This window comes from Deltaproteobacteria bacterium, from assembly GCA_005879795.1.
Taxonomy (GTDB): domain Bacteria; phylum Desulfobacterota; class Binatia; order DP-6; family DP-6; genus DP-6.
The window spans coordinates 1-11,735 of sequence record VBKJ01000051.1 but is presented as its reverse complement, the minus strand read 5'-3'; the positions used below and the strand labels follow the sequence as shown (position 1 = coordinate 11,735).

Genomic DNA, 11,735 nt, shown 5'->3' with positions numbered 1-11,735 from the left:
CTCGTCGCAGGCGGTTACCACCTCTTCGAGTGGGTCGCGGCGTGGTGGTTCTTCCGGCGTGCGGCGCGGGCGATCCGCCCGCTGCCGCCGGGCGCCGCGCTGCCGCCGGTGACGGTGCTGAAGCCGCTCAAGGGCCCCGGCGTCGACCTCTACGACAACCTCGCGAGCTTCTGCCGGCTGGACTACCCCGCGTGCCAGATCGTGTTCGGTGTCGAGGACGCGCGCGACCCCGCGGTCGCGGTGGTGCAGCAGATCCGGCGCGACTTCCCGGAGCGGGACATCGTCCTCTCCGTGGGGTGGATGCCCGGCGCGAACCGCAAGGTCGCGAACCTCTGCCACATGATGCGGCACGCCCGGCACGACATCCTGGTGGTGAGCGACGGCGACATCCGGGTCCGCCCGGACTACCTGCGTGCGATGGTCGGGCCTCTCGTCGACCCGGCGGCCGACCCGACGATCGGCCTCACGACCTGCCTCTATCGCGGCCTCGGCCGCTTCGGGCTCCCCACTGTCCTCGAGTCGCTCTTCATCAACACCGACTTCATGCCGATGGTCCTGGCCGCGCAGCTCCTGGACCGCTTCGAGTACGCGTACGGCGCCTCGATCGCGCTCCGCCGCACGGCACTCGCGCGCATCGGGGGCTTCGCGGCCCTCGCCGACTACCTCGCCGACGACTACCACCTCGGCCGCCGGATCGCGCTCGCCGGCTACCGGCTCGTGCTCCTACCCTACACGGTGGAGACGGTGCTGGACTCGGTGACGCTCCGCGACGTGTGGCGGCATCTTCTCCGCTGGTCGCGCACCTACCGCGTGAGCCGGCCGGTGAGCTGGTTCTGCGCCGTGGTCACCCACGCGATGCTCTGGGGCTGCCTGTCGCTCGTCGTGACCGGTGGGAGCCTCCTCGGCTGGGCGGCTTTCGCATGGGCGCTCGGCGGCCGCCTGGTGGGGCTGGTCGGCGTGCTCGGGCTCCTCGGCGAGCACGACACGCTCCGCTGGCTCTGGCTCGTCCCGGCGAAGGACCTCTTCAACTCGCTCATGTGGGCGGTCGCGTTCCTCGGCAACCAGGTGCGCTGGAGCGGGCAGGTGCTGCGCGTCCACCGCGACGGGCGGATGGTGCCGGTGGGGCCGGTACCGGCGGCCGCTCCGGCGGCGCCGGTGGTGATGCCAGAGGCCGAGGAGCCCGAGACGCTGCACGCGGCGCAGGGCTGAGAGTCGGGCCCTCGATCGGGGCGCTGACTTGCAACGCGCGTCGCCTGGGAATACCGGAGGATCGTGGCGCGCTCCGGGGCGAAGCAACGAGCAAGGCGAGCGGAAACCTCCACGGCTCGGACGTCCGGGCGTGCTCGCCAGCGTGATGACCAGATCGCCGAGCGCCTCGCCTGGACGCCCAAGCAGCGGCTCGACTACCTCCTCGACATGCTCGACTTCGAGGAGCGCGCGCGGCGGGCGCGGCGGGTTCCGTGAGCGTCCGTGCCGCGCTTCCGTCCCGAGGAGATGTTCCGTGCCCTGGAGGCGCACGCCGTACGTTACGTGCTGATCGGCGGGCTCGCGGCAACGCTCCATGGCTCGCCGCTCCGCACCGGCGACGCAGACATCTGCCCGGCCAGGGACGCCGAGAACCTCGAGCGTCTCGCCCGGGCGCTCGAGGCGATGGACGCGCGTATTCGCGCCCCCGACGCTAAGGCCGGCGTCCGCTTCGCCTGCGACGCTCGCTTCCTCGCCGGCGTGGAGCTCCTGAATCTGACCACCCGGTTCGGTGACCTGGACATCGCGTTCAGACCGGCAGGGACGGGGGGCTACGACGACCTCCTGCAGGGCGCGGAGCGCTACGACCTGGAAGGGCTCGTTGTGCCGGTGGCCTCGCTCCCCGACGTCATCCGTTCCAAGAAGGCGGCCGATCGACCCAAGGACCACGCCGCGCTCGACACCCTTCAGGAGCTGCTAAGGCGGAGAAAGCGGCCGACGTAGCCGCGCCGACTCGACCCCCCGCCCCTCGCACGCTCGCCTCCGCCAGGCCTTTCACGCGGGTCGCCACCTGGCCGCCCCTCCACGTCGTGTCGGTCGGATCGATCGCGATCGGGTGGCGTGCGCCACGGGGAATGGGGGCCAGCGTCGCGCAACAAGTCGTTTCCGCGCCGGACGGATGAAACGTCGCGCCGGGTGGAATCGCGCGATTGGGGCGGGCACCGAGCCCGCTACGCGCGCACCGCGTGGCCGGCGTCTACGTGCCGCGATCACCGGCATCGGGCGTGCTCTACGGTGTTGTGCGCACGCACCTCGCCGACTTCCTCGCCACCGTCGATGCCCGGACTGATGGGAGTGGCTTGCCACCGTTCGTCACCGCCGAGTTCCGGAAGTTCCTCCGGTGTGGGGTGCTGGCGCACGGCTTCGCCCGCGTGCGGTGCGGGGACTGCGCGTTCGAGCGGCTCGTGCCCTTCTCGTGCAAAGGGCGGGCGATTTGTCCGAGCTGCGGGGGACGGCGCATGGCCGAGCGCGCGGCGCACCTCGTCGACCACGTGCTGCCGGCCGACGTGCCGGTCCGGCAGTGGGTACTCTCGGTCCCGCACCGACTGCGCTACCGGCTGGCGTACGATCACCGGCTCTGCCGCACGGTGCTGTACGTCTTCGTGCGCGCCCTGCGCAGCGCGTATCGCCGCCAGGCGCGGCGCTACGGGCTGGCGGGTGGAGAGACCGGCATGGTGACGAGCGTGCAGCGCTTCGGCGGGGCGGTGAACGTGCACCTCCACTTTCACACACTCGTGCTCGACGGCGTCTTCGTGCGCGAGCCGGACGGCACGCTGCGCTTCCATCCGACCGCGCCGCCCACGGACGACGACGTGCGCCGCGTCGTCGCGCGGGTACGGCGGCGGCTCGAGCGCCTCGGCCTGGCGGGGGCGACGATCGGCGACGAGGACGCCGATCCGCTCGCGGAGGAGTCGGCGGCGCTGGCGAGCCTCTCCCGGGCGGCCATCCTCGGCCGGGCCGCCCTCGGCCAGCGCGCGGGGCGCGGTCCCGAGCGGGTCGGCGCCGACCCCGATGCGCCGTGGGTCGAGCGCCACGTGCCGCTCCACGCGCACGACGGCGGCTTCGACCTCCATGCGGCCGTGCACATCGAGGCGGGCGATCGCGAGCGGCTCGAGCGCCTCTGCCAGTACCTCTGCCGCCCGCCGCTCGGGCAGGGACGCCTCGAACGCCTGCGCGACGGGCGGATCGGCGTCTCCCTGCAGCGGCCGTGGGCGGACGGGACGACCCATCTGGTCTTCACGCCGATCGAGCTGCTCCAGCGGCTCGTGCCGCTCGTGCCACGGCCGCGAATCAATTTGCTGCTCTATCACGGCGTCCTGGCGCCGAACGCGCCGTGGCGCCGCGAGGTGGTCGCGCGCGCTGAGTCCGAGGCGAGCGCGGTCGAGCCGTGCCCACGCTCGCCGCCCGCTGACGAAGAGCGTGCGGAGGCGAAGCCTGACCGCGCGCGCCCGAAGTATCGCGCCTGGGCCGACCTCATGCGGCGGGCGTTCGAAGCGGATGTCCTCTCCTGTCCGCGCTGCGGGGGGCGGATGACCGTGCTGGCGACGATCGAGGACCCGGCGGTGATCCAGCGCATCCTGACGCATCTCGGGCTCTCCGTGGAGGCCGGGGGAGCATTGCCGGCCACGCGGGGCTCCCCGTAGGCGGAGCGCCTCTCCGGATCGAAGCTCGTCACCCCGCCGCGCCGCACCACCTCGCCCGTGAGCGCGCTCGGCTCTCGACCTAGCGCGATCCAGCGCGTCCACGGCGGCCCGCAGCGCTTGCAAGGCGCCGCGTCTTGACGCGTCGGCTCGGGCATTATGCGTCCCGCGCCGGGCGGGGGCCTGGGGCAATGTCCGGCTTCGGGGCGTTATGACAACTTCCGACGGTTGTCGCTCCTACAGCCCGATACTACCGGGTGACCATGTCGGACGGCCGGGAGAAGGCGGGACGGTTCTGCGCCGAGTGCAGCGGGCAGCTCTGGGGCGAGCCCGTCAACTTCCCGCAGCTTGCCGTCATCCAGCCGGGCACGCTCGACGACGCGAGCTGGCTCCGGCCGATCGGACACATCTGGACCGGGAGCGCGCAGCCCTGGGTGTCGCTCCCCGAGAGCCCGCTCAACTTCCCGGGCCAGCCCGAGGACCTGATGGTCCTCGTCAACGCCTGGCTGACCCGACCGCGCGAGTAGTCAGGGCACCCGCGCGCCCGGCGTCGAGCTCGTCGCGTTGTCGAAGAGCCTCAGTGGAGCCATGCCCGCTCCTCCGCGGCGCTGATCTCCGCCAGCAGCGCCTCGCGCCGGGGATGGCCCTCGAGGCAGCGCTCGATCACCTGCCGCCGGAACTCGACGTTCGCCCGGTGGCGCGGCCCGGACTGGAAGGCGACGATCGTGTCGCGCATCCGGTCGACGACCTCGCGGCCCGGCACCACCGCGCCGCCCTCCCCCGCGAGCCGCCGGCAGCCGAGCTCGGCCAGCGCCGTCGCGAGATAGCCGACATGCGGCGTCTCGTCCTGCTGGATGAACTCGATGAGGGTCCGCGCCTGGTCGTGCCGGCGGAAGAGCTCCGCGTCGCCCAGCACCGCGCGCGCCCAGCGGAACGCCTCGACGGCGAACACCTCGATGACGAGGACGCCCGTCATGCGGACGACGAGCGCCTCCATGTCGGCCGGGATCTCGGGCACGAGCCGCGGCCCGGCGGACGGCGCCAGGTTCGGGACCAGATCCTTCGGGATGGGCGGCCGGTCGAGGGCGACGTCGCGCGCCAGCTCCCACATGCGACGGTGGCCGGCCTCGTCGCGGGCGTGGGCCTCGAAGAGGGGACCGAGGTGCGCGAGGGCCGTGCCGTCCACCGGGTCGAGGACGCGCTCGCGGAGCGGCGGGAGCGCGACCTGGCGGAGCACCTCGCCGCCGAAGCCCTCCACGATGGCGATGATGGAGAGGATGCGGACGAGTGGGACGGTCACGCCGTGGCGGACGAGGAGCTTCGTCTGCTCGACGCTCGGGAAGTGCGGCGGGACGCGCGCGGAGATGGGATCGAGGACGGCGGCGAGCTCGCCCGCGGGGAGACGCGCCTGCCAGGCCTCGATCGCGCCCGCCCGGCGGAGCGTGCGGGGCGAGACGTAGCGGCCGCCGACGAAGCCGCCGTGGCAGGGGACGCCGTCGAGCACGAGCGGGCGCTCGTAGGGATGCTCGGCGAGGAGGTCGTCAAAGCTGTACTCGGTGCGCATCGGGACGTCCTTTCGGGCGCAGGAGGGCGGTCGCTGCGCCGGAGCGCCAGAGCTGCCGCCACCCCGACGGCCGGCTCGCCGCGGCGGCGAGGAGCGGCAGGGGATCGAAGTAGGTGACGCGCTCGACCGCCAGGCCGTCGTCGCGGAGGAGGAAGCGGTCGATCACCGGCCACTCGAAGGGCCGGCCGCCGATCGTGGCGCGGAGCCGGAACTCGATGAAGACGACGTTGCCGGCGCTGCTCCAGCGATCGATCTCGGCGCGGAGGTCGGGAAGCCAGGCGAAGATCGCGCCGAACTGCCGGCGCACCTCGTCGAGGCCGCGCATCCTCGGCGCGAGGGGCTGGACGAGCGTCACGTCGGGGGCGAGGAGCGCCGAGAGCCCGTCAAGCGACGGCGCCGCCCAGTAGCGGCGGAAGCCCTCGACGAACTCGGCGGCGGTCTCCATGGCGGTGTGTCCGCTCTTGCCCTGAGACCACAACCGTCGAGCCCAAGGAAGAGGGCCGCGGCGCCCACTTCCCGTCGGCGGCCGTGTCGGCTTCGGGGGGGGCCAGGAACTCCGCGAGTGCGCCGGGGACGATCTGCTGGAGTCCGTCGGGCGGGATCCGCAGGTCTTCCCGCAAGAGCTCGTGACTGCGTCGTCGACGCGCCCGTGCTTGATGCCCGCGCTCAGGCGTCACTCATGCCTAAGCGCCCGGTGTCGGGTCAACGCGCGGCTGTCGGGTCGAGCGAGGTCGGTGGGTCCGGCGCACTCGCCTCGATGAAGAGGGCGGCGATGAAAGCGACGGTACGGCCGACTGTAAGCACCGTTCGCCAGGGACTATCATCGAAGCGTCAGGCATGCCGATGAGACTCAGTGCCTGCGCTCGGGGATCACGGGCATGCCGGGCATGGCCTGAAGCTGCCGCGCTACCCTCTTCGGCGATCTCCTCGCCAGTCATGCATCGAGGGCGAGGAACCAGCGGAGTCCCTCGTTCCGTCCTACGGACGTAGGGGGTCCGCGAACGTCGAGTCCGGGGCGTTATGACAACTTCCGACGATTGTCGCTCCTACAGCCCGACCACCACCCTGCCGCCCGGCGGGTCCGAGTTCCTTCTCGGACCCGACATCTGCGGCTTGGGAGCTTCGTTGGCGGGCCAAACCGGCTGTGGTTATTTCACCTTCGAATGCGTCTGTAGCGTCTCAGGACATGTGATCCCCAACTACGTCTTCTATGCCTATCCGGGGGATTCCGTGTCCATTTCAGTGTTTCACGTGCAACCAGCAGTGCGCCGATTACCATCTCAGCCTCAGCAACAGTATTCCGTTGTTCCCGGACGAGCAGGTGTGTCTGCCCGGAAGCCCCTCCTGCCGACGCGTGGATCGAGATCGTCGACGAGAGCGCGCCGATCCCGCTCTCGGCATTCAGGCCCGACGCGTGCTGCCAGCTAGTGCTAGCCTCGACGTGCTTCGAATTCGTCCTGGGGTCGTCCGGTGAGCAGGATTGCGCGCAGATGGATGGGAATCCGGTCGCGAACTACTGCAGTGTGTACGGGAAGCGTTTCTCGCACTCGTCGCGCCACCCCTGAAGGTGAGCATGGATGCCAGTGCGCGGGTGCCCGTCCCAGACGTAGCGCGCGGCGAGACGCCATCCCGTGCGCCGCCGTCATGTATGCGAGCAGGGTTGACGTCCGGCCGGTCACCACCGCCACGAGCGCCGCGTCGACCGCGTAGTTGAGCGTCATCGGCCCGAGGCCAGAACGCAGGTAGGCGCGACGGCCGACGGGCAGTGAGAGGCCGAACCAGAGCCGTGGAGCGCCCGCGCGCCGCCCGCGCTCATCGCGCGAGCTCCGCGTAGCTCACCAGCTCCACACCCCCCGCCCGCACCGCCTCCCGCACCCGCGCGCTGGTGAGCGCCGCCAGCTCGCCCGCGTGGTCGTAGCCCTGCTGGTACGGCGCCATCGCGGGCGCGACGCCCTCCGACGGATGGCAGTACAGCTCGCTCACGCCGGGCGGCAGCGCGGCGAGGAGCGCGAGCAGATAGCGCTCGTCGACGTGACCGGTCTGGTGCATGCCGTAGACGCGGTCGGCGGTCGCGATGCCGGCCGCGCGGAGACGCGGCGCCGCGTACGCGGCGAGGGCGTGGAACACGACGCCCTCCGTGAGCTTGCGCGGGAAGTGGCTCCGATCGTAGCGGAGCGCGGCGCCCAGGTCCTCGCGCGAGAGCCGCATCGCCCGAATGCCGTAGCGCGGGGCCAGCTCGAGCAGGATGGGGAGCACCATGGGGTGCAGGTGCATGTTCAGGTGCCCGTCCAGATGCGCCAGGCGGAGGCCCGTGGCGGCGAACGCCGCGAGCTGCGCCTCGATCTCGCGCCGGAGCTGGGCTCGACCGGTGCCCAGGAGATACTGCCACGCGTAGCGGATGCCGGTGTCGATGGGCGCACGCCGAAAGGCGCCGTCCGCGGCGACGAGGCCGGGGATCTCCGCCGGCGGGGCGGCGGGCCGGCCCTGGGCGAGCACGAGGTGGAGCCCGACGGCGAGGCTCGGCGTCTCGCGCGCGAGCTGCACCGCGTCCTCGACGGCGTCGCCCGTCACCATGAGGCTCGTGCTGGTGAGGATGCCGTCGCGGTGCGCGCGGACGACAGCGGCGTTCACCTCGGGGGCGGCCCCGAAGTCGTCGGCGGTCACCACCAGCCGACGCGCCGTCACGCGAGATCGTCGATCGCCGGGAGCGGCCCCGGGAGCCGGAGGTCGCGCACCGTCACCGCCAGCTCGTCGAAGCGCTCGACGATGGCATCGGGGCCGTTGAGCGGGAGGAGGATGCCGTCGTTCGCCCGCCCGTCGCGCAGCCAGGCGGCGAGAATGGTCGTGCCGTCCACCTCCTCGCGCCGCAGCGGCACGTCCTGGTAGGCGGCGAAGCGCTGGCGCACGAAGGCGACCGCCGCCGCCAGGTCCGCCGTCGCCGTGATGCGCGCCTCGAGCGCGAGCCGGCCGCCGAGCACCGCGTAGAGATGCGCTGCGTCGCGCGCCGCGGTCGGCAGCAGCACGACGAAGTTCTGCCGCGTGACCACCCAGGAGAGCGTCCGCCGGCGCCGCCGCACCCCCTCGAGCAGGTCGAGGTCGCGCTGCACCCCGCCGGCCGCCTCGAAGCGAAGCGCGGCGGCGAGCCGGTCGCGCCGGGCGGCGAGCGCCTCCAGCACGCTGCCGTCGCGCCCGTCGAGGAAGGCGAGGAAGCCGTCGACCTGCCGTCCGTACGCCGCCTCGGCCACGCGCGCCGCGCACGGCGCCGTGCAGGCGCCCACCTGCCCGGAGAGGCACGGCGTCACCTCGGGCGAGGGTGCCAGGCGGCCGGCGCAGGTGCGGAGCCCGAACACCCGCCCCAGCACGGCCTGCGCGCGCTCCGCGGCCTCGAGGCTGCGGAAAGGCCCCAGGTAGGTGGCGCGGTCGGCGGCGAGCCGCCGCGTCACGGCGAGGCGCGGGTACCTTCCGCGGTCGGTGAGCTTCAGGAAGCCGACGCGCGGGAGGTGCTTCCGCTGCCGGTTATAGGAGGGCTTCAGCGCGCGGATCTGCCGCGCCTCCAGGAGCGCGGCGGCCAGCTCCGAGCCGGTCTCGGTGGTGCGGAAGTCGTGCGTGTGCCGGATCAGGTCGAGGACGCGCGCCGAGTGCCCGCGCGCGTTGGTGAAGTAGGACGCCAGGCGCTCGCGCAGCCGGACCGCCTTGCCGACGTAGAGGAGGCGGCCCTCCCGGTCGAGCAGGTGGTATACGCCCGGCGTCGCCGGCACCTCCGCCAGCCGCGCGCGCGGCACGTGGACGACGAACGGCCGGCCGTCGACGGCGCTCTGCTGGAAGTCGAGCAGCTGATCGAGGCGGGCGATGCCGCGGCCCGCCGCGCGCTCGAGAAAGACGGTGAAGATCTCCGCCGCGATGCGCGCGTCGGGGAGCGCGCGGTGGCGGCCGGCCGCGCCGATGCCGAGCGCCCCGGCCACGGCGTCGAGCGCGCGGCGGCGCAGCTCGGGCATGAGGCGGCGGGCGAGCTTGAGCGTGCAGAGGGCGCGCAGGTCGAGCGGCCGGCCGGCGACCAGGCGCTGCGCCGCGTCCAGGTGCCCCGCGTCGAAGGCGGCGTTGTGCGCGACCAGCACCCCGTCGCGGGCGAAGGCGAGGAAGCGCGGCAGAGCCTCCGCGATCGTCGGGGCGCCGGCGACCATGGCGTCGGTGATGCCGGTCAGCCGCACGACGAAGGGATGGATCGCCCGGCCGGGGTCGACGAACGTGACGAAGCTCTCGCCGAGCCGCCCGCCCTCGACCCGGACCGCGCCGATCTCGATGATGCCGGACCCTGCCGGTCCGTCGCCGGTCGTCTCCAAGTCGACCGCCACGAACGGCACGTCGGCCAGCGGGCGCGCGAGCGCGTCGTGGACGCGCGCGCGCCAGCGCCCGTCCTCCGCGTCGAAGCGGAAGCGCGGGTCGGCGCCGAGGAGCGTGGCGAGGAAACGCGCGCCGAACTCCGGATCGCGGCCCTGCGCCGCGAACACCAGGTCGAGCAGCTCCTCCGGCGTGGCGCCCGCCGGGCGGTCGGTCAGGTACTCGTAGAGCCGCTGCCTCAGAAGCTGAAGAAGCCCTTGCGCTTGGTGGGCGCGCCGGGCGCCTTCTCGCGCGTCGCGATGACGCGCAGCTCGGCGGAGAACCGTTCCAGCTCCATCCGCTGCCGCTCCTCGAACTGCTCGAGCTCGCGCCGGCGCCGCTCGTGGAACTGCTCGAAGGCGCGCGTCCAGCGTGCATGGAACTGCGCCAGCGCTCCCTCGACGCCGCGCACCATGCTGAGCGTCGGCACGAGCGTCCCCTGGCAGTGCGGGCAGGAGAAGACGACACCGGCACGGAAGTAACGGAAGGGCACGGAATACTCGCCGCTGCACCGGAAGCAGACGATCGGGATCTCCCACTCGTCGAGATCGGGGAGGGCGAGGGCGCCGGCATCATCCCCGGCGGCCGCGGGGGCAGCGGGGGGAGCGGGCGCCGCCGCGGCGGGAGCCGACGCCGCCGGCTTAGCCTCCGCCGCCGGCTTCGCGGCCGCTGGCGCCGCGCCGCCCTCGTTCTTGAAGCGCGAGGGCGCATCGTCGGGGATCGTCTTGTCGGGATGGAGCGCGCGGGCACGCTCGAGCAGCGCCGCCTCGCTCTCCGGCCGCTCGGGATCGGGCACGCAGCAGTCGACCGGGCAGACCTTGGCGCACGCCTCCTGGTCGTAGAAGCCGACGCACTCGGTGCACTTCTCGGGGACGATGTAGAAGATGTCGTTCGAGATCGGCGGATGCATCGAGCCGTTCGGCGCCTGCCACTCCACCCCGCCCTGGTAGATGGCGGTGTTCGGGCACTCCGGCTCGCAGGCGCCGCAGTTGATGCACTCGCTGGTGATGACCGTCGCCACTGACGGAGCAATACCATCTCGCCGACGCGGGGTTCAAACCGCCTCTGGCCCGGCCGGCGACGCGGTGATAGGGGATGGCGGCTCAACCCGAGAGGAGGAAACGCTCATGAGAAGACTCGCGTTGGTGGTGGCGACCGGGCTCGTCTTCGCAGTGGGTGTGGCCCGTGCCCAGGAGCATCCGCAGATGGAAGAGGCGAAGAAGGACCTCCAGGCGGCGAAGACCGCGCTGCAGGCCGCGACCCACGACTACGGGGGCCATCGCAAGCAGGCGATCGGGGACATCGACCGGGCGCTCGGGCAGATCAGGGCGGGTCTCGCGACCATCGAGAAGAAGGAGCAGAGGGTCGAGCACAAGGTGCAGAGGGCCGAGAAGAAGGGGGCGCGCGCGGACAAGAAAGTCGAGAACCTGAAGGCGAAAGAGCAGCAGATGCAGACGCACTAGCTAGCCAGGGCCCGCGCCGATGGGCGATGGCGAACGAGGGCCCCTTCCTCTTCTACTCGGCGCTCCACGGCCGGCCGGTCCGTGACCCCGACGGCAACGTCGTCGGCCGCCTCGACGACCTCGCCGTCACCCTGACCGAGACCTTCCCTGCGGCCACGGCTCTCCTCGTCCGCCGCGGGCGCGTCGAGTCCTTCCGGCTGACCGCCCGCTGGCGGGACGTCGAGTCGGTCGACCTCGCCGCCGTCCGGCTGCGCGTCCCGGACGAGCGCCTGGTGCCGGGGCGCAGGCTCCCGTCCGAGCCGTCGTTTTGGGTCGGCCAGGCGCTCCTCGACCGGCAGATCGTCGACACCTCGGGCGCGAAGGTCGTGCGCGTGAACGACCTCCACTTCCTGCACGTGCCGACCGGCGACCTCCACCTCGTGCACGTGGACGTTAGCTTCCGCGGCCTCGTCCGCCGCCTCGGGTGGAGCACCACGATGGGCAAGGAGCAGCTCATCAGCTGGCGCTACGTGCAGCCGCTCACGCTCGCCGCGACCGGCGACACCCTCCAGCTCACCGTGACGCGCAAGGAGCTCGGCCGGCTCCATCCGGCCGAGCTGGCGGACATCCTGACCGAGCTCGACGGCCGCGAGCGCGAGTCGCTGTTCCGTGCCCTCGCGCCCGAGG

11 protein-coding genes and 1 pseudogene are annotated in these 11,735 nt (G+C 72.6%); 7 read left to right on the top strand and 5 right to left on the bottom strand.

Translation table 11 applies throughout. From position 1 onward, the window contains the following. From E6J59_02730 to E6J59_02710, 5 genes are all read left to right on the top strand, one after another. A partial coding sequence (locus E6J59_02730) for a glycosyltransferase (protein TMB23073.1) occupies positions 1 to 1,209 on the top strand: 1,209 nt, incomplete at its 5' end. Between the two features lie 63 nt (positions 1,210 to 1,272). Next, positions 1,273 to 1,464 (top strand): hypothetical protein, encoded by a 192-nt coding sequence (locus E6J59_02725; GenBank protein TMB23072.1) that lies wholly within the window; start codon positions 1,273 to 1,275, stop codon positions 1,462 to 1,464. 6 nt (positions 1,465 to 1,470) lie between these two features. After that, complete coding sequence (locus E6J59_02720; GenBank protein ID TMB23071.1) at positions 1,471 to 1,968, top strand: hypothetical protein; 498 nt, start codon at positions 1,471 to 1,473, stop codon at positions 1,966 to 1,968. Between the two features lie 242 nt (positions 1,969 to 2,210). Continuing rightward, positions 2,211 to 3,668 carry a transposase gene (locus tag E6J59_02715; GenBank protein TMB23070.1) on the top strand — a complete coding sequence of 486 codons (1,458 nt, stop codon included), beginning with the start codon at positions 2,211 to 2,213 and terminating at the stop codon, positions 3,666 to 3,668. Between the two features lie 260 nt (positions 3,669 to 3,928). Then, positions 3,929 to 4,192 (top strand): hypothetical protein, encoded by a 264-nt coding sequence (locus E6J59_02710; protein TMB23069.1) that lies wholly within the window; start codon positions 3,929 to 3,931, stop codon positions 4,190 to 4,192. Positions 4,193 to 4,242: 50 nt separating this feature from the next. On the opposite strand, the gene E6J59_02705 is transcribed toward E6J59_02710, so the two are convergent. From E6J59_02705 to E6J59_02685, 5 genes and pseudogenes are all read right to left on the bottom strand, one after another. Then, positions 4,243 to 5,229 (bottom strand): hypothetical protein, encoded by a 987-nt coding sequence (locus E6J59_02705; GenBank protein TMB23068.1) that lies wholly within the window; start codon positions 5,227 to 5,229, stop codon positions 4,243 to 4,245. Next, entirely contained in the window at positions 5,207 to 5,674 is a 468-nt protein-coding gene (locus E6J59_02700) for a nuclear transport factor 2 family protein (GenBank protein TMB23067.1), read from the bottom strand. Before E6J59_02700 ends, E6J59_02705 begins: the two co-directional genes overlap by 23 nt. 1,367 nt (positions 5,675 to 7,041) lie before the next feature. Then, on the bottom strand, positions 7,042 to 8,058 hold the full coding sequence (locus tag E6J59_02695; protein ID TMB23074.1) for a ChbG/HpnK family deacetylase: 1,017 nt from the start codon (positions 8,056 to 8,058) through the stop codon (positions 7,042 to 7,044). Continuing rightward, a complete protein-coding gene (locus E6J59_02690) occupies positions 7,911 to 10,145 on the bottom strand; it encodes a hypothetical protein (protein ID TMB23066.1) in 2,235 nt (744 codons plus the stop codon). Before E6J59_02690 ends, E6J59_02695 begins: the two co-directional genes overlap by 148 nt. A 188-nt stretch (positions 10,146 to 10,333) precedes the next feature. Continuing rightward, positions 10,334 to 10,627: pseudogene (locus E6J59_02685) on the bottom strand (4Fe-4S dicluster domain-containing protein). Positions 10,628 to 10,733: 106 nt separating this feature from the next. Here E6J59_02685 and E6J59_02680 point away from each other — a divergent pair. Together E6J59_02680 and E6J59_02675 are read left to right on the top strand one after the other, a co-directional pair. After that, positions 10,734 to 11,069: a hypothetical protein gene (locus E6J59_02680; GenBank protein TMB23065.1), complete on the top strand. Its 336-nt coding sequence runs from the start codon at positions 10,734 to 10,736 to the stop codon at positions 11,067 to 11,069. 26 nt (positions 11,070 to 11,095) lie between these two features. Further along, the coding region (locus E6J59_02675) for a hypothetical protein (protein ID TMB23064.1) at positions 11,096 to 11,735 on the top strand (640 nt) is incomplete at its 3' end.